This window comes from Priestia sp. TRN 1309 (assembly GCF_050846875.1).
In the GTDB taxonomy this organism is placed as follows: Bacteria; Bacillota; Bacilli; order Bacillales; family Bacillaceae_H; genus Priestia; species Priestia zanthoxyli.
Genome location: NZ_JBOZGM010000001.1, coordinates 199,663 through 216,390 on the forward strand (window position 1 = coordinate 199,663; position 16,728 = coordinate 216,390).

Annotated in this window: 18 protein-coding genes; 15 read left to right on the forward strand and 3 right to left on the reverse strand. The window is 38.2% G+C overall.

Annotated elements, in window-relative coordinates:
• Nucleotides 1–20: 20 nt before the first annotated feature.
• Nucleotides 21–515: a pantetheine-phosphate adenylyltransferase gene (gene coaD, locus ACRPLQ_RS01090; protein ID WP_013058982.1), complete on the forward strand. Its 495-nt coding sequence runs from the start codon at nucleotides 21–23 to the stop codon at nucleotides 513–515.
• Nucleotides 516–573: 58 nt separating this feature from the next.
• Here coaD and ylbJ read toward each other — a convergent pair whose 3' ends face one another.
• Nucleotides 574–1,782 carry a sporulation integral membrane protein YlbJ gene (gene ylbJ, locus ACRPLQ_RS01095; RefSeq protein ID WP_328233754.1) on the reverse strand — a complete coding sequence of 403 codons (1,209 nt, stop codon included), beginning with the start codon at nucleotides 1,780–1,782 and terminating at the stop codon, nucleotides 574–576.
• Nucleotides 1,783–2,248: 466 nt separating this feature from the next.
• Here ylbJ and ACRPLQ_RS01100 point away from each other — a divergent pair, with 466 nt between their 5' ends.
• Both ACRPLQ_RS01100 and ACRPLQ_RS01105 read left to right on the forward strand, forming a co-directional pair.
• Entirely contained in the window at nucleotides 2,249–3,046 is a 798-nt protein-coding gene (locus tag ACRPLQ_RS01100) for a patatin-like phospholipase family protein (RefSeq protein WP_028411486.1), read from the forward strand.
• Nucleotides 3,036–4,052, forward strand: coding sequence for a SepM family pheromone-processing serine protease (locus ACRPLQ_RS01105; RefSeq protein ID WP_432235635.1), 1,017 nt, complete (start codon nucleotides 3,036–3,038; stop codon nucleotides 4,050–4,052). The genes ACRPLQ_RS01100 and ACRPLQ_RS01105 overlap by 11 nt, the downstream gene beginning before the upstream one ends.
• Before the next feature lie 27 nt (nucleotides 4,053–4,079).
• On the opposite strand, the gene ACRPLQ_RS01110 is transcribed toward ACRPLQ_RS01105, so the two are convergent.
• Nucleotides 4,080–5,279, reverse strand: a complete 1,200-nt coding sequence (locus ACRPLQ_RS01110; RefSeq protein ID WP_165635171.1) for a nucleotidyltransferase — start codon at nucleotides 5,277–5,279, stop codon at nucleotides 4,080–4,082.
• Nucleotides 5,280–5,458: 179 nt separating this feature from the next.
• Here ACRPLQ_RS01110 and ACRPLQ_RS01115 point away from each other — a divergent pair, with 179 nt between their 5' ends.
• The 4 genes from ACRPLQ_RS01115 to ACRPLQ_RS01130 all read left to right on the forward strand — a co-directional run bounded on the left by ACRPLQ_RS01115 (nucleotide 5,459) and on the right by ACRPLQ_RS01130 (nucleotide 7,934).
• On the forward strand, nucleotides 5,459–5,977 hold the full coding sequence (locus ACRPLQ_RS01115) for a YceD family protein (RefSeq protein ID WP_014458367.1): 519 nt from the start codon (nucleotides 5,459–5,461) through the stop codon (nucleotides 5,975–5,977).
• Between the two features lie 65 nt (nucleotides 5,978–6,042).
• Nucleotides 6,043–6,216: a 50S ribosomal protein L32 gene (gene rpmF / locus ACRPLQ_RS01120; protein WP_013058976.1), complete on the forward strand. Its 174-nt coding sequence runs from the start codon at nucleotides 6,043–6,045 to the stop codon at nucleotides 6,214–6,216.
• A gap of 169 nt (nucleotides 6,217–6,385) precedes the next feature.
• Nucleotides 6,386–7,153 carry an enoyl-CoA hydratase/isomerase family protein gene (locus tag ACRPLQ_RS01125; RefSeq protein ID WP_028411483.1) on the forward strand — a complete coding sequence of 256 codons (768 nt, stop codon included), beginning with the start codon at nucleotides 6,386–6,388 and terminating at the stop codon, nucleotides 7,151–7,153.
• A gap of 178 nt (nucleotides 7,154–7,331) precedes the next feature.
• Complete coding sequence (locus tag ACRPLQ_RS01130) at nucleotides 7,332–7,934, forward strand: RsfA family transcriptional regulator (RefSeq protein ID WP_028411482.1); 603 nt, start codon at nucleotides 7,332–7,334, stop codon at nucleotides 7,932–7,934.
• A gap of 81 nt (nucleotides 7,935–8,015) precedes the next feature.
• On the opposite strand, the gene ACRPLQ_RS01135 is transcribed toward ACRPLQ_RS01130, so the two are convergent.
• On the reverse strand, nucleotides 8,016–8,486 hold the full coding sequence (locus ACRPLQ_RS01135; protein ID WP_013058973.1) for an N-acetyltransferase: 471 nt from the start codon (nucleotides 8,484–8,486) through the stop codon (nucleotides 8,016–8,018).
• A gap of 313 nt (nucleotides 8,487–8,799) precedes the next feature.
• On the opposite strand from ACRPLQ_RS01135, the gene ACRPLQ_RS01140 reads away from it, so the two are divergent.
• From ACRPLQ_RS01140 to ftsL, 8 genes are all read left to right on the forward strand, one after another.
• Nucleotides 8,800–10,152: an acetyl-CoA carboxylase biotin carboxylase subunit gene (locus ACRPLQ_RS01140; protein ID WP_033579760.1), complete on the forward strand. Its 1,353-nt coding sequence runs from the start codon at nucleotides 8,800–8,802 to the stop codon at nucleotides 10,150–10,152.
• Nucleotides 10,149–10,361: a biotin/lipoyl-containing protein gene (locus ACRPLQ_RS01145; RefSeq protein ID WP_033579761.1), complete on the forward strand. Its 213-nt coding sequence runs from the start codon at nucleotides 10,149–10,151 to the stop codon at nucleotides 10,359–10,361. Before ACRPLQ_RS01140 ends, ACRPLQ_RS01145 begins: the two co-directional genes overlap by 4 nt.
• Nucleotides 10,362–10,380: 19 nt before the next feature.
• Nucleotides 10,381–11,922 carry an acyl-CoA carboxylase subunit beta gene (locus ACRPLQ_RS01150; RefSeq protein WP_165635173.1) on the forward strand — a complete coding sequence of 514 codons (1,542 nt, stop codon included), beginning with the start codon at nucleotides 10,381–10,383 and terminating at the stop codon, nucleotides 11,920–11,922.
• Between the two features lie 158 nt (nucleotides 11,923–12,080).
• Nucleotides 12,081–12,962, forward strand: a complete 882-nt coding sequence (locus ACRPLQ_RS01155; RefSeq protein ID WP_034265299.1) for a 2-dehydropantoate 2-reductase — start codon at nucleotides 12,081–12,083, stop codon at nucleotides 12,960–12,962.
• 1 nt (nucleotide 12,963) lies between these two features.
• A complete protein-coding gene (locus ACRPLQ_RS01160; protein ID WP_013058968.1) occupies nucleotides 12,964–13,347 on the forward strand; it encodes a DUF3397 domain-containing protein in 384 nt (127 codons plus the stop codon).
• Nucleotides 13,348–13,437: 90 nt separating this feature from the next.
• A complete protein-coding gene (bshC, locus tag ACRPLQ_RS01165; RefSeq protein ID WP_063248567.1) occupies nucleotides 13,438–15,063 on the forward strand; it encodes a bacillithiol biosynthesis cysteine-adding enzyme BshC in 1,626 nt (541 codons plus the stop codon).
• Between the two features lie 334 nt (nucleotides 15,064–15,397).
• Nucleotides 15,398–16,333 carry a 16S rRNA (cytosine(1402)-N(4))-methyltransferase RsmH gene (gene rsmH, locus ACRPLQ_RS01170; protein WP_028411477.1) on the forward strand — a complete coding sequence of 312 codons (936 nt, stop codon included), beginning with the start codon at nucleotides 15,398–15,400 and terminating at the stop codon, nucleotides 16,331–16,333.
• A gap of 33 nt (nucleotides 16,334–16,366) precedes the next feature.
• A complete protein-coding gene (ftsL, locus tag ACRPLQ_RS01175; protein ID WP_028410764.1) occupies nucleotides 16,367–16,726 on the forward strand; it encodes a cell division protein FtsL in 360 nt (119 codons plus the stop codon).
• The last annotated feature ends 2 nt before the right edge of the window (nucleotides 16,727–16,728 follow it).

Genomic DNA, 16,728 nt, shown 5'->3' on the forward strand with positions numbered 1-16,728 from the left:
GATGTAGAAAGGGGATACGTATGGGCAGTATAGCTGTTTGTCCAGGAAGCTTTGATCCAGTTACGAATGGACATTTTGATATTATTAAACGAGGCGCAAATGTATTTGATACGATTTATGTGGTTGTTTTAAATAACTCCTCAAAAAGTCCTCTATTTACAGGGGAAGAGCGAGTAGCTTTGCTGAAAGAAGTAACAAAATCACTTCCTAATGTGGTAGTAGAGTCGTACAGCGGATTATTAATGGAGTATGCAAAAGAAAAGCAGGCAAAGACCATTTTAAGAGGTTTGCGTGCAGTATCAGATTTTGAGTACGAAATGCAAATCACATCTGTAAATCGCGTATTAGATAAAGAAATCGAAACGTTATTTATGATGACAAATAATCAATACTCGTTTTTAAGTTCTAGTATTGTAAAAGAGGTAGCTAAATATGGCGGGAATATTTCTGAATTAGTTCCTCCCCCTGTTAGAGAAGCGCTTGCAGAAAAATTTGAGCAGCTGTCTCAAAAATAAGATAAAAAAGAACGTGACGTTTTCTTTGCCGATAAGAAAACGTCACGTTCTTTTTTTACTAGGAACGATGAAGAAACGCTCGTTTTGAATATATATAAATATAGCAGCACAGCGTAAAAATCGTTAGGAGCGGGCCGTACACGTTTAGCCACTGCGATAGAATCGTAACGGACTCCAAGTGAGAAAAAACCGGCAGTGCTCCTTCAGATGCTTGAAAAGTAGTAATGGATTCCCGAAGAGGACCCCACAGAAAGATAGTGAATACTACCGCAAAACAGCCGTGAAAAATTCGGGCAATAAAAAACGGGAAAAATCGAATATCTGTTTCGGCGAGTATGCTAGCTACTTGTGCTTGAACAGAGAAACCGCTAAAGCCTAATACAAAGCTAACGATGATAATTTGATGAAACAGCAGCGTGTCCGGTGCTTCGCTTGCTAGGCGGCTTCCTAACGTAATTTCAAAAAGCCCCGAAATAAAGGGAAGGCTCAGCTCAGTCCCTATATGACAAAGGGAAAATAAATAAGCTAGACCGCTGCTTAAAACGGCCGTGATATGAGTCACATATAAAAGTTTGTTTAATACAGAAAATAAAATGATAAAACCGCCAATCATTAAGAGAGATTGAACTGCAGAAGTAACCGCATCTCCTAAAAGCTTCCCGATAGGACGCTTATCTTTTAATCGCGTTTTATGCATTTCGTGAAAAGCTAACGATAAAGAAGGTTTTTGAATTACTTGTCCTTTAGGTTTTGCTGATCCATAAAACCGCATCACCAGTCCTACACAAATATTCCCTATGTAATGAGAGAGAGCTAATATGATACCGACAGCTGGATTGTGAAAAAAGCCAACTGCCACAGCTCCAAAAATAAAAATAGGGTTAGATGAGTTAGTAAATGATACGAGTCTTTCAGCTTCAATAGCTGTTAGCTGTTTTTCTTGGCGCAGCCGGGAAGTGATTTTTGCACCTGAAGGAAACCCAGAAGCCATGCCCATTGCTAAAGCAAAACCCCCTACTCCAGGTACTCGGAATAAAGGCCTCATAAACGGCTCTAATAAGATCCCAATGAACTTCACTACGCCAAACCCAATAAGCATTTCTGAAACAATAAAAAAGGGCAGCAGAGAAGGAAAGACGACCTTCCACCATGTGTTGAGACCTCTTACTGAACCTTCTAGCGCTTCTTTTGGATATACAATAAGCGCAATAGCGAGAAGTGTTACGCTCGTCCCGAGCAGAAGTGTTTTCACCATCGATTTATTCAACGAACGATTCATCTCCTTTTCTAAGCTCACTTCATTTTGATAGGAATGAAATGAGGAGTTTTAGGCAAATGTACAAGTTCTTCTATATATCAATATACGAAGCTATGCATCGACTTTATGCCTATGTGTAAGGAGAAAATAAATTCATACTGAATAAAAAGGCGTCTTGTCACATTTGGAAATACAATTCATATACATAAATCAATGCACTTCTAGAATAGTCAAGGAGTAAAAAAACGTATACGCAGCAAGAGAAGAGTAAGAATTTCTTAAAACAACCTTCAGTATAGTATAATGCTTAATAACCACCGTTGATTGAGCAAAACATATCTTTAGCTTCATACAAAATGAACAAATAGAAAATGAAGAATAGTCCTATTGAAGACAGGGCAACAATGATAGAGAAGCTCATCAAAAGTTTTTACATTTTTAGAAGTCTATAAGGTAAAACGAGGGGGCAGGTAAAGTGGAAAGCCCAAAAATAGGAGTTGCGTTAGGCTCAGGTGGAGCTAGAGGTTTTGCACATTTAGGAGTAATCAAAGCGCTAACAGAAAATAACATTCCTATTGATTTTCTAGCTGGCAGCAGCATGGGAGCTTTAGTTGGTGCACTATATGCGTCGGGTATTGAACTGGCAACTCTTTATAAAATGGCGCTAACGTTCAAACGAAAGTATTATTTGGATTTTACCGTGCCAAAAATGGGATTTATTACGGGCAACAGAGTAAAGTCGTTGGTTCGCACTTTTACGCAAAATAGAAACATTGAACAGTTATCTATACCGTTTGCCATTGTAGCGACAGATTTGAAAACAGGAGAGAAAGTGGTGTTTAAAAAAGGACCTATCGCTGAAGCGGTGAGAGCAAGTATTTCAATTCCAGGAATCTTTGCTCCCGAAGTAATTGATGGGCGATTGCTTGTAGACGGCGGGGTAGTGGATCGTATTCCTGTATCGGTTGTAAAAGAGATGGGATCTGATATTGTCATTGGAGTCGATGTATCAAAAGCGAAAGTGAATGCAGAAATCAGCTCCATTTTTGATGTCATTATGCAAAGTTTAGATATTTTGCAAGATGAGCTAGTAGCTCATCGAACTATTGCTTCAGACGTTATGATTCGTCCTAATCTCGATACTTTTAGTTCCAGAGCATTTACAAACATTCAAGAAATGATGTCAATTGGTGAACAAGCAGCACATGAGCAGTTGCCTTCTATTCTACAAGCAATTGATCATTGGAAGGAGAACAAAAAAAGTGAAATCTAGAATTAGAATTTTGGTATATTTGGCTGTTATTGCAGTGGTGGCAATGCTTTGTTTTTATCCATTGCCGTACTACATTACAAAGCCTGGAATGGCAGAAGAACTTGCGCCTATTATTAAGGTAGAAGATGGATACCATGAAAAAGGGACGTTTATGCTTACAACTGTAAGAATGGGCAGAGCAACTCCTCTTTCATATGGTCTTGCTAAAATACAGGACTTTCATGAAATTTTCCCTACAAAGCAAATTTTGCAGCAGGGTGAAAGCGATGAAGATTACTCGACAAGGCAATTACATATGATGGATACGTCAAAAAATGCCGCTATTTCAGTAGCATATGAAGCAGCTGGAAAGAGCGTTTCCTACCACAATAAAGGCGTATATGTTACATATGTTGTAGAAAATATGCCTGCACATGGAAAACTTCATGTTGGAGATGTCGTGACAAAAGTAGATGAGAAAAAAATTCAAACTGCTGAGGACTTAATCAACTACGTATCGACTAAAAAAGCAGGAGATTCAGTATCAATTTATGTGAAAAGAGATGGCAAAGAAAGCAAATATACTCTAAAAGTTAAAGCATTTCCTGACGAGCCGAAACGAGTAGGCCTAGGAATTGCCTTAGAAACGAACCAAGAATTAAAAGTCAAGCCCGATATACATATTGATACTGAAAAAATAGGAGGGCCTTCAGCGGGACTGATGTTCTCACTTGAAATCTATAATCAGCTTGTTAAAGAGGACATGACAAAAGGCCACCGCGTTGCAGGTACAGGGACTATCAATGATAAAGGAGAGGTAGGACCAATCGGAGGTATTTCACAAAAGATTGTAGCCGCAGATAAAGAAGGAGCAGAGATTTTCTTTGCACCAAATGAAAAAGGGGCTGCTGGCTCTAACTACCGAGAAGCAGTGAAGACAGCCAAAAAAATAAACAGTGATATGAAAATTGTACCCGTAGATTCATTTTCGGATGCCGTAACCTATTTAGAAAAGCTGAAACCATAAAAAAATCGTCTCTTGCAGACGATTTTTTTATGGCCAAATGATAGGAGGCTGCGTATATTCTTGTTTCATAAACTGAGAGCGCAGAGGCTCCTGAAACGGCATACTATAAACATGTGTCGCTTTAATATCGGTATCAATTTCTTTCAGTTTACATTGCGATACAGTGGATACAATAGGAAGGGACAGCTTTTTCTTAATTGTTTTTAAATAGGCTTGTCCGGTCTTTGACATTCCCAATAAGCGAATATAAGGATCAGCTTGTTGCATCTCACTTTTTGTTGTATTGGTTAAAAGGTGAACGCACATGCGCTGTAAACGGGTTCTCGTATATCGCTTCGTTTTAACATTTGTTAAAAAATCTTCAAATGAAGTAGATGAAGAAATATAAGATAGCAGTCGATGTTCAATACCTTCTTCTATTTCATAAATACGCTGTAAGTCATAAAGTGGAGTAGTTAATAGTTTGTATTTCAAAAATGGGAAATAGTGCTCCCAATGATGAAACTGTCCGTGTGCTTGTTTGTAAGCTGCTAATTCGTTTGCTGTACTAACTGGCATATGCTTGCCCAGGTCCCCATTGCTGCTGCTGTCAAAAATAGCTTTACGTATGCTTGTAGCGCTTGAAATAAAAGAGGAAGACAGGGAATCATCGTGATAATGTGATTGAATTCGAGTGATTGTATATGGTTTAATAGATGCATGCTGTTTTTTTATGGCAGCTACATAGCTCATTCCAAGCACATTATTTGGCTGAGATAGATCAATAGGAGCCTCCGTGAAAAGCTGTAAGAAAGCATTGGAAGCTGATTTTGGATAACTGTTTCCTTTTTTCATCTCTTGTTGAATTAAGGCAGATAGTTCTGATTCATGAGCTTCGAGCAAATCAGCGGTGCGGGTAAATGAGTCAATATTGCCATTTTCGCTGCCAAAGCATACAAAGTCAGCGTGAAGGGATTCCAAAATAGAAATAGCGCCGCTTGCGAATGTTTCAGCTTTTTGAGTAGAAAAAGCATAGGGTAATTCAACGACTAAGTCTGCACCAGCGGCTAAAGCCATTCTTGTGCGGGACCATTTCGATACAAGAGCAGGCTCTCCGCGCTGCAAAAAGTGCCCGCTCATCACAGCAATCACACAATCTGCTCCGGTTTGTTGTTTGGCTTGCTGCAAATGATAAGCGTGTCCGTTATGAAAAGGATTATATTCGACAATTATTCCAACTGCTTGCATAATGTCTCCTTTTAATTTATTATTTTTAGTCTAGCTCTTTGTTTTAAAAACATTTTTTTATGAAAGTAAGAAATTTTTACAAAAAAGCATATTTAAGTACATTATAGTGTAAAGAAAAAATATTGACAAATAATCTTGTGAAAGCTATAATAACCTTTGTTGCCTTGAGGTGATTAACAATGAAATGGACAATACATCAATTGTATCAGCTGCAAAATAAAGGTCTAACATTTGACGAAGTGATTGACGGCAAAGAGTTTATGAATGCTGATCCTCAAATTCGTAGAATGTCAGATGTAAACGTGAAAGGAAGAGCCGACATTAGCTCTTCGAAAGTAACGTTTCACCTTAAAATTTCAGGAGAAATGACGTTGCCTTGTGCTCGTACATTAGTTGACGTTCCGTATCCGTTTGAAATTAACGCAACTGAAACGTTTTTATTGAATGTGAATGCTGATTATGAAGAAGATGCTGAAGTACGCATTGTAGAGGGAGAAACGGTTGATTTACAACCTTTGATTCAAGAGTTAATTATTGTTGAAATTCCTCTGCAGGTATTTAGTGAAAATCAGCAAGCGGCAGGAGCAGCTCCACAGTCAGGAAAAGACTGGGAAGTTGTTACCGAAGAAGAACAGCAGGAAAAAGTAGATCCCCGCTTAGCCGTACTCGAAAATTTCTTTAAAGACAAAAAGAAATAAAAATGCGAAGATCCGGCTTTCGGGCCTTCATATGATTTTAAAATTCTTTTAAGGAGGTGGGAATAATGGCTGTACCTTTTAGAAGAACATCTAAAATGAAGAAAAGAACGCGTCGTACGCACTTTAAATTACAAGTTCCTGGTATGGTAGAGTGCCCAAATTGTGGTGAAATGAAACTATCACACCGCGTATGTAAAGCTTGTGGTACTTACAAAGGAAATGACGTAGTAAGCAAATAATTGCTTATTTAAATAAAAGACCCTCTTAAAGGGTCTTTTATTTTTTTTGCCTTTTTTCCTTCTCTGCCCTTTGGAAGAGAAGGATTTTTCTTATAGAACAAGAACTCTTTTTAAATAAACAATTACTGTTGTAAAAGGATTCATACCTTGTCCATAAGGAGGAAAAAGCATGAAAAAAAGCGAGCTGTTTACTACAAGCCAAGGCATTGCTACATTTGTGATTAATCGCCCTGAAAAGCGTAATGCCATTGATTATGATGTGATGAATGAACTGCAGCAAGCTGTAGATTATGTGAAACATAATCAGTTAGTAAAAGCTTTTGTAATTACAGGTGCTGGTTCAGACGCATTTTGCAGTGGAGGAGATTTAAGCGTATTTCATGAGCTAAAGACTTCGAAAGAGGCGTCTCAAATGTTAACGAAAATGGGGAGAATTCTTTATGAAATTTTAACGCTCCCAAAACCAACAGTTGCCCTTTTGAATGGAACATCGGTTGGGGGGGGGTGTGAGCTTGCGATTGCATGTGACTTCCGTATAAGTGCAACACATAGCGAAATGGGCTTTATTCAAGGGAATTTAGGAATTACAACAGGCTGGGGAGGAGGAACCATTCTTCTTGAAAAGCTGCGGTATCAAGAAGCGATGGAAATGATCTACAGTGCTCAGCTGTATGGAGTAGAACGAGCAAAGCAAATTGGATTTCTTTCCTATGTTACGTCGTTTAAAGAGCTAACTATGAGGTGTGAGGAGTGGTTAGCTCCTATTACTCATAAATCGACCCAAGTATTGCAAGCTTACAAAGAAATCGCTATTGAGAAATGGGAGCAAAGCCGGGTTTGGAATCGAATGGAACAAGAAATTCATCGCTGTTCGATATTGTGGGAATCGCCTGAGCATGAAGAAGCGGTTCAAAAGGTCATCGTTAAAAAAACATAGTTATGAACTGCATTTCCATAGCAATATAGTTAATAAGCAAAAGATGAAAGAATCACGGATTTCCCATTTTGCTTCAAAGTATATGAAAGATTTTCTTGATTGAGAAGAGGAACAATAGTCTATCTTATCTAGTAGGTGCATATTCATTTAATAAGTACGGATAAGGAGGGATAGAAAAATGACTTCTTCTCGTCAAGATGCATGGACTCATGATGAAGATTTATTACTCGCAGAAATTGTACTGCGTCATATACGTGAAGGTGGCACTCAGCTAGCTGCATTTGAAGAAGTGGGGAAGAAACTTACACGAACATCAGCAGCTTGTGGCTTCCGCTGGAATTCTTTTGTGCGCAAACAATACAAGACTGGTATTGACCTTGCGAAAAAACAGAGAAAAGAATTAAAAGCAAGAACTGTTTCAAAAGACGACGAGCAGCCTGCACGCTTATCATATATGGAAGCAGAGAAACATATTTCGCTTAATGAGGTAATTAAGTATTTAGAAAATGTAGATCAAGGGCAAAAACACTCGTCGGAGCTTCTCGAAGCTAATGAAGAACTGCAGCAAAAGATTGAACGTTTACAAGAGAAAGTAACGATTTTGGAAAAAGAAAAAAAAGCTTTGCAAAACAATTTGTTAATTGTGGAAGATGACTATAAAGCTCTTATTGAAATTATGGAGAGGGCTCGTAAAATGGTTGTATTAAAAGAGGATGAAAAAAGTAGAAAAGTGAAATTTCAAGTGGATAAAAATTTAAATTTAGAAAAAGTTCAAAAGTAAAGCGATAGCTTGAATGCTCCCTACTTCATGTTAATCATATATACCACATAGATATAAAATAAACAGCTGGAAATCAGCTGTTTATTTTTGTTCGCTTACACCGTTTGGTAGCCAAATAAGAGGGTTTTCTCCCAAATCACGATCGATATCATACGTTACAGGTACGAACCCCATTTTTGACCAAAAATCACTCGATTTTACTCGCGGGCTTGTTTTTATAGGTAATTGAAAGGATTTGGCATATTCAACGAGCGTTTGACCTAATCCTTTGCGCTGAAAATCGCTGAGCACTTCAAGTTTCCACACTTCAATATACGTTTGAGGCGGCTCGAAATATTGATCGTACTGTTTGTTTCGTTTATAGAGACTCATGCGAGCCACTAAGCTATTTCCAAAATAAATGCCGTAAAACGGAGAATTTATTTCATTATCGGAAATCTTGGCATGTAATTCTTCTAGCATTGAAAGTTCTTGAATGCCATATTCTTTGAATTTCTTGAACTCTTCTAGCGTTTTAAAATTAATTTTTAAATGCTTCACTTCGTAATTCATCCCATATCCCCCTTGTTATGTCTCCTTGCTAGATGAACGAACTGGATTGGTTCGTTCATCTAATATTATATAACAAAAATACAAAATATTCTGTTTTCATGATTGGTAAACGAATATTCAATGCGCACAAAGAAAAATGAATTCTTTCGGTTAAATACGAAGAATACATTACTATAAACATCACTTTTTAGAAAGGAGGCAAAAGGGAAACAGAATTCAAATAGAAAGCGTTTTCAAAAATTGTAGAGGAGTTTTAAAATTATTGTAGAATTATATGGGGGAAAGTAGAAATTTGAGGAAAGGGGAGAGAAAGGTGAAAAAAATACTGATTGCAAATCGAGGAGAAATTGCTCTTCGTATTATTCATACATGCAAACAAATGGGCATTGAAACGGTGGCTGTCTATTCCGATGCAGATGCAGAACTTCCTTATGTTCAAGCGGCTACAAAAGCACGTCGAATTGGAGAGCCTCCTGTGCAAAAGTCATATTTGAATGTGGAAGAGCTGCTTAGAATTAGTCATGAAGAAAAAGTAGACGCCATTCATCCTGGATATGGATTTTTATCGGAAAATAGTGCATTTGCTAAAAGAGCGATTGATGAAGGTTTTTGTTTTATCGGTCCTTCTCCCGAAATCATTTCGATGATGGGCGACAAAATTGCTGCCCGCGCTGCGATGAAAGAAGCGGGTGTACCTGTTGTCCCCGGCAGCGAAGGTGATGTGACGTCGGTTGAAGAGGCTTGTAAAGTAGCGGGGGTAATTGGATATCCCGTTATGTTAAAAGCAAGCGGAGGCGGCGGAGGAATTGGAATGGTGCGCTGCGATAACGAAGAAGCAGTAAAACAAGTATATGCCTCAACAAAAGCAAGAGCAAAAGCATATTTTGGTCATGAAGGAATGTTTATTGAAAAGCTTATAACAAACGCAAAACATATCGAGGTACAGGTCTTTGGAGATCAGCATGGTAATGTCGTTCATCTTTTTGAACGCGATTGTTCTGTACAAAGAAGAAATCAAAAAGTGATTGAAGAAGCCCCTGCGCTTTCTTTAAAAGAAAGTACGCGACAAGCCATGCAAAACCAAGCCGTTCAAGCGGCTAAAGCAATCGGCTATTATAATGCGGGTACGGTGGAGTTTATCGTGGATGAAGACGAAAATTTTTATTTTCTTGAAATGAACACGCGGCTGCAAGTTGAGCATCCGATCACCGAGCAAATTGCAGGGGTCGATTTAGTTAAGTGGCAGATCTTAGCTGCGCGCGGTGAAAAGCTTCCTCGTATGCAAGAGGAAATAGCAGCAAATAACTACGCCATTGAATTTCGAATTTATGCAGAAGATCCGTTTACTTTTTTACCGGCTCCGGGGAAAATTACGGGTTATCACTTGCCGGAGCGAACCTACGCGCGCGTAGATAGCGGCTACAGTGATATGAATGCGGTTACACCTTTTTATGATCCAATGATTGCAAAGGTTATCATTACTGGTCGTACGCGTTCAAATGCAATTGAACTAGCTAAATCATATTTTACAGAAGCTGTTGTAGAGGGAATCAAAACAAATATTCCTCTATTTAAGCAGTTGTTAAATGAAGAGTTATATGAAAAGGGCACCTATAACACATCGTTATTATCAACAGTATTAAATAAAGGAGGAGCACCACAATGAGTGAAATCAAAGCGACAATGGCAGGCATGGTATTTAATGTGTTTGTTCAGCAAGGAGCAAGTGTAACTAAAGGAGAAGTTGTTGTTGTATTAGAATCTATGAAAATGGAAATTCCTATTGAAAGCGATCAAGCTGGTATTGCAGAGACTGTCCATATAGCCGTGGGGGATTTTGTGAACGAAGGCGACGTTTTGGTGACTATTTCATAACTCATAAAGGGGAGATATCATGATACATACAGGTGAATCTCAGAAAAAATATGATGAAAATCGTCAAAAAGTAGAGCGTGGCAACGCCGAGAAGTATAAAGAGAAACTTGCAAAACAACAGAAGCTTTTTGTAAGAGATCGTTTAGCCCTTTTATTCGATGACGGGAAATATGAAGAAGACGGCATGTTTGCAAATAATAAAGCCGAAGGGTTGCCGGCAGACGGTGTTGTAACTGCGATTGGAAAAGTAAACGATGAAACGGTTTGTGTAATGGCTAATGATTCTACTGTAAAAGCAGGGTCTTGGGGAGCTAGAACAGTAGAAAAAATTATTCGGATTCAAGAAGTTGCAGAAAAACTGCATGTGCCTTTACTGTACCTAGTGGATTCTGCTGGAGCGCGTATTACGGATCAATTAGATATGTTTCCAAACCGCCGAGGAGCTGGAAGGATCTTTCACAATCAAGTAAAACTTTCCGGCGTCATTCCTCAAATTTGTTTGCTTTTCGGTCCGTCAGCAGCTGGAGGGGCTTATATCCCTGCATTTTGTGATATTGTTGTGATGGTAGATGGGAACGCTTCTATGTACTTAGGGTCGCCGCGTATGGCCGAAGCCGTTATTGGAGAAAAGGTTACGCTAGAAGAAATGGGAGGAGCACATATGCACTGCAGCGTTAGCGGGTGCGGGGATGTGCTGGCTTATTCTGAAGAAGAAGCTATTTCGTATGCCAAATCTTATTTAACGTACTTTCCACAAAACTATCAAGAGAAGCCTAAAGTACAAAAAGCTAAAGAGCCTAAGCAGACAAAAGATTTAGTAGAACTAATTCCGGAGAATCAAAATGTTCCATTTGATATCTATGAAGCAATTGATACCCTTATTGACGAGGGGAGCTTTTTTGAAATAAAAAAACTGTTTGCCGCCGAATTGGTAACAGGGCTTGCACGAATAGATGGAAAAGTAGTAGGGATTGTTGCTAATCAGCCAAAAGTTAAAGGGGGAGTGCTGTTTGTAGATTCAGCAGATAAAGGCGCAAAATTTATTCAACTGTGCGATGCCTTCCATATTCCTTTGCTATTTTTAGCGGATGTACCTGGATTTATGATTGGGACTAAAGTAGAAAGAGCAGGCATCATTAGACATGGAGCAAAATTGATTGCAGCGATGAGTTCAGCTACAGTTCCTAAAATTTCCGTAGTCATGCGTAAAGCTTATGGCGCAGGGCTTTACGCTATGGCTGGTCCGGCTTTTGAACCAGATTGCTGCATTGCATTGCCTACTGCTCAAATTGCCGTAATGGGTCCTGAAGCTGCAGTAAATGCCGTCTATTCTAATAAAATTAATGAAATTGAAGATCCGAAAGAGCGGTTCATGTTTGTTAAACAGAAACAGCAAGAGTATAAAGAACACATCGATATCTATACGCTGGCATCTGAACTTATTATTGACGACATCGTTCCTGCTAACGAACTGCGTCGAACGTTAATTGACCGCTTTCGCTTATATGAAACAAAGAATGTGACCTTTAGCCGTCGTAAACATCCGGTGTATCCCGTATAATAGAAAAAAACGGGATCACTCTAAATAATTTACAATAAGCCCGGTGATTTTTAATCACACGGGCTATATGAATAGGTAAAATTTAAAGAATGCATTTAATTCAAAGCATTTTTTTGCTAAAATGAAACTCAATAATAGAAAGAGGAACAAAAAATACGATGAAAACTATAGGTATTATTGGAGGCGGATCATTAGGTCTGTTGTTTAGCGCGTATTTATCAGATTGTTATGATGTAACCTTGTACACGAAAACACCAACTCAAGCAAAGTGTATTAACGAAAATGGAATTACCTTACATAGACAAGGGGAACATCACACGAAAAAAGTCAGTGCTATCCCTCTGGAAAAAAACATAAAAGAAGCAGATTTAATCATTATTACTGTAAAACAGTATCATTTAAAAGAGATTATTCCTTTTATTAAAACCCTTACTATACATACTCCCCTTTTGTTTATCCAAAACGGTATGAGCCATATTGAAATTCTCAAAAACCTCCCGCAGCGCACTCTCTATTTGGGTACAGTTGAACATGGGGCAATGCGTACAAATATGGATAGCGTCCATCATACAGGAATAGGAACAACCCGTATTGCTTCGTACAGAGGAGAAATGGAGTCTATCTTACCAATTGTGAATTTTCCTTGGGTAATTGAAAAAGATTGGTATGCGATGCTGGTGAAGAAATTAGTTGTAAATGCGCTCATTAATCCTCTTACGGCGCTGTATCGCGTGAAAAATGGGCAGCTGATTCACAACAGCTATTTTTATAAAACGATGCGTCTATTGTTTGAAGAGATTGCGGATGTATTAAAACTAGATTCAGCTTTTAATTATTGGGAAAATGCGCTGGGGGTTTGTTCGCGCACGAGTACCAATCAATCTTCTATGCTAAAAGATATACAGGAGGGGCGGCAAACCGAGATTGATGCTATCTTAGGTTATATCCAAACACAAGCTGCTGAAAAAAGAACGTCGACGCCTATTGTTGACTTTTTATATAGGTCAATAAAAGGAATCGAAGAAGAAAAGGGTGAGTAACATGGGAAGTTTTATTGCTGGCGTTTTTGCGACGTTTGTCACTCTGCCGCTCGTCGGTTTTTTTATTCTATACATGCTTTTACGCAAACTGACGAAAAATAAAAGGAAATCTGTCCACATAGCAACGTACATTACTACGGTTTTTCTTATTTTGTCCGTGCATTATGCAGCTGTGGAAATTTTCGGGCACTCTTTTTTGTGGTTGATTGCGTTAGTCCTTTTAGTTGTGGCAATGATTATGATGTTTGTACATTGGAAAGTCAAACATGACTTAGAAATGAAGCTTATTGCGAAAGGGTTCTTTCGGATGAATTTCGTTTTGTTTCTTATTGCACATATTGTGTTAAATATAGGTGGAATCGCTTTTCGTATTTCCTCTCTGTAAAGCATGTTACTAGACGTGAGCAGTTACATTATGGATAATGAAGCTATATGTAGAGAATATAAGTATTAGGAAAAGAAAGGAAGTTCTTTCATGGAGATTACAGACGTCTCTTTAAAGGCGGGAAACAAACTAACGAACGATTACATAAAAGGTGAAAAGCAAGCACTTTCCTTTTTTCATTATAATATACACGAAAAAGACGTATATGAAAAACGTTTAGCGGACGTTCAAAAGCAGTCTTATCCAAGAGAACAGCTTGCTGAGTATCTGCTTGATTTTAATAAGCGCTACGGAGCATCTTCTAAGACGATTGAAAATATTGAAAAGCTAAAAGATCCTAACAGCGTAGTGGTCGTTGGAGGTCAGCAAGCGGGGCTGCTTACGGGTCCTTTGTACACCATTCATAAAGTGATTTCAATTGTGCTGCTAGCTAAACAACAAGAGGCAGCTCTAAACGTGCCCGTGCTTCCGGTATTTTGGATTGCTGGAGAAGATCATGATTTTGCTGAGATCAACCATGTATACACAGAGCATAAAAACCAGCTTTTAAAGAAAACGTTAAAGCATTCTTTAAAGAAAAAGCAAATGGTTTCTCAAATCGAATTAGATCATGAAGCCTGTAGAAGCTGGGTTCGTGATGTTTTTCAAACGTTTAACGAAACGGCGCATACAAATCAGGTGTTACACTTTGTTTTAGAGGCGTTAGATAAATCACGTACCTATGTCGATTTCTTTGCTCATTTGGTTACCACATTGTTTGCAGAGTCAGGTCTTATTTTAATGGATGCAGCTTCTAAAGAAGTGCGCAGCATTGAATCTTCTTTCTTTGTGACGTTAATTGAACAAAATGACAAATTATCGTCAGCCGTTATGGAACAGCAAACAGAGATTCAAAAACAATACGGACGAATGATTGAAGTGGGAGAAGAAACGGCCCATCTCTTTTATTCACACAACGAAAACAGAGTACTTTTAGAAAGAGACGCAGAGCAAGAGCAGTTTGTTGGAAAGCAAAATGAACTCGCGCTGTCTAAAGAAGAGCTGGTTCAAATTGCTAAACAAACGCCAGAGCTTCTTAGTAATAACGTTGTGACTAGACCCCTTATGCAGGAGTACTTACTTCCTACCCTTGCGTTTATTGCAGGTCCAGGGGAAGTAGCGTATTGGGCAGAGCTTGAAAAAGCATTTTCTTTATTTAGCTTTAAAATGCCTCCCGTGGTTCCGAGGTTATCCTATGCAATCGTAGAAAGACATATCGAGAAGTATATGGATGAACTTCAGTTAGACCTTTCGAATGTCATTAACAAAGGCGTAGATGCAGAGAGGGAGCACTGGCTTAAGACAGAAGTTCACAACCCGTACGAAATGTATTTTGAAAAAGCGAAAGAAGATTTTGAAAAAATTCATAAAACTCTTCGTGAAAATATTCAAAAAGAAGACAAAACATTTGATGAAGTCATGCTTAAAAATCGAGCGATTATTCAAAAGCAGTTTGAAACCATTCAAAAGATTGTCGAATCCAAACAGCTCATTAAGCACGATGTGAAGCATTCAAAATATGCTCAAATTGAACTTGCTCTTCGTCCCTACAATGCTCCACAAGAACGCATGTGGAATATTATGTATTATTTAAACGGCTATGGTATGCAATTTGTGTCAGATTTACTAAGTGCTGAAGTCGAATTAAATCACCAGTTAAAAGTCTGCTATGTCTAATAAAATCCTGCTGAAAAGCAGGATTTTTATTTTGGAAAAGAGAACAAGTTTACAAGGTGAATGTCAGCCAATTGAATCCTTATAAGGTATTTATTTCTAATTACACAAAAAAACCTTATATTCCTTACATTTTATTCTACGAATATGTCCTACTTTTAACAAAATGACACTATTTGTGACAAAAAGACAAAATTCTACTTAATTCTTATATAAATAGCTGAAATAATGTTGAACTTTGATATATAATATAAACGTGTATATATATCAAAGAAAAACACCGTTTTTTGCTTTTTGTATACATAACTAAGTAGTTTAGAAAGAAGTAGGTGTCATAATGTTTAATCACACAACTGTTTTGCTTAAAGAAGCAGCGGAAGGCTTAAATATTAAGCCGGATGGAGTATATGTCGACTGCACGCTTGGCGGAGCAGGTCATAGTGAATATATCGTAAAACAGCTATCAGAAAAAGGGAAATTAATTGCGTTTGATCAAGACGATGTTGCTCTTGAAAATGCAAAAGAAAAATTAGCCCCGTATCTAGACAGAGTTATTCTAATCAAAAGTAATTTTCGCTATTTAAAAGAGCAGCTAATGAAACATGGAATTGAAGAAGTAGATGGAGTATTGTTTGACCTAGGCGTCTCGTCTCCTCAGTTGGATACACCAGAGCGAGGGTTCAGCTTTCATCATGAGGCCCCGCTTGATATGCGCATGGATCAAAACTCAAAGTTTTCTGCGTACAACGTAGTAAATGAATGGCCTTATGAAAAACTTGTAAAAATCTTTTTCCAATATGGAGAAGAAAAGTTTTCGAAACAAATTGCCCGCAAAATTGAGGCATATCGAGAGTCTAAACCAATTGAAACAACGCTAGAGCTGGTTGATCTTATTAAAGATGGTATTCCAGCGCCAGCTAGACGAACGGGTGGACATCCGGCAAAACGGATTTTCCAGGCTATTCGAATTGCTGTAAATGATGAGCTTCAAGTATTTGAAGATGCAATTGAACAGGCCATGGATGTAATCAAAAAAGGTGGACGTGTAAGTGTTATTACCTTCCATTCACTTGAAGACCGAATTTGTAAAGTAGCGTTTAAAAATGCAAGCACGGTTCCGCAGCTTCCTCATGGACTGCCGGTTATTCCAGAAGAATTTAAACCTAAAATGAAAGTCATTACAAGAAAACCTATTTTACCTTCAGAAGAAGAGGTAGAAGAAAATAAGCGCGCGCGTTCGGCAAAGCTTCGAATTGTTGAGAAATTAGTCTAATAAAAGGGTTTAATCAAAGAGGAGGGGACGAGAATGAACAATGCAGCATACAAAGTAAGAGAGCAAGACCAGCAGCAGAAGCAGCAAAAGACGGTACGTCAAGTTGTTCGAAAGACAAAAAGAAAAATCACGGTTGGTGAAAAAATTGTGTATTCTGGGTTTGTCGCACTCATGCTGTTTGGGTCTGTGCAAATCATTTCAAATCAATCTTCGCTTTATAGCATCAGTGAAGAAGTGCAATCACTCGATGGAAAGATTGACAAGCAAGAAGCAAAAAACAATGAGTTAAAATTACAGGTAACAGAGTTAAGTGCATACGATCGTATTTGGACAAAAGCAAAAGAACTTGGACTAAAATTGAATGAAAATAACGTAAAAGTCGTTAACGATTAATT

Excerpts from the sequence above, each read along its gene's own strand:
- ACRPLQ_RS01155 (WP_034265299.1), top strand. The coding sequence starts at position 12,081 with ATGAAAACTATAGGTATTATTGGAGGCGGATCATTAGGTCTGTTGTTT.
- ftsL (WP_028410764.1), top strand. The coding sequence starts at position 16,367 with ATGAACAATGCAGCATACAAAGTAAGAGAGCAAGACCAGCAGCAGAAG.
- ACRPLQ_RS01160 (WP_013058968.1), top strand. The coding sequence starts at position 12,964 with ATGGGAAGTTTTATTGCTGGCGTTTTTGCGACGTTTGTCACTCTGCCG.
- ACRPLQ_RS01135 (WP_013058973.1), bottom strand. The coding sequence starts at position 8,486 with ATGAATTACGAAGTGAAGCATTTAAAAATTAATTTTAAAACGCTAGAA.
- ACRPLQ_RS01110 (WP_165635171.1), bottom strand. The coding sequence starts at position 5,279 with ATGCAAGCAGTTGGAATAATTGTCGAATATAATCCTTTTCATAACGGA.
- ACRPLQ_RS01130 (WP_028411482.1), top strand. The coding sequence starts at position 7,332 with ATGACTTCTTCTCGTCAAGATGCATGGACTCATGATGAAGATTTATTA.
- ACRPLQ_RS01125 (WP_028411483.1), top strand. The coding sequence starts at position 6,386 with ATGAAAAAAAGCGAGCTGTTTACTACAAGCCAAGGCATTGCTACATTT.
- coaD (WP_013058982.1), top strand. The coding sequence starts at position 21 with ATGGGCAGTATAGCTGTTTGTCCAGGAAGCTTTGATCCAGTTACGAAT.
- bshC (WP_063248567.1), top strand. The coding sequence starts at position 13,438 with ATGGAGATTACAGACGTCTCTTTAAAGGCGGGAAACAAACTAACGAAC.
- ACRPLQ_RS01115 (WP_014458367.1), top strand. The coding sequence starts at position 5,459 with ATGAAATGGACAATACATCAATTGTATCAGCTGCAAAATAAAGGTCTA.
- ACRPLQ_RS01150 (WP_165635173.1), top strand. The coding sequence starts at position 10,381 with ATGATACATACAGGTGAATCTCAGAAAAAATATGATGAAAATCGTCAA.
- rsmH (WP_028411477.1), top strand. The coding sequence starts at position 15,398 with ATGTTTAATCACACAACTGTTTTGCTTAAAGAAGCAGCGGAAGGCTTA.
- rpmF (WP_013058976.1), top strand. The coding sequence starts at position 6,043 with ATGGCTGTACCTTTTAGAAGAACATCTAAAATGAAGAAAAGAACGCGT.
- ACRPLQ_RS01145 (WP_033579761.1), top strand. The coding sequence starts at position 10,149 with ATGAGTGAAATCAAAGCGACAATGGCAGGCATGGTATTTAATGTGTTT.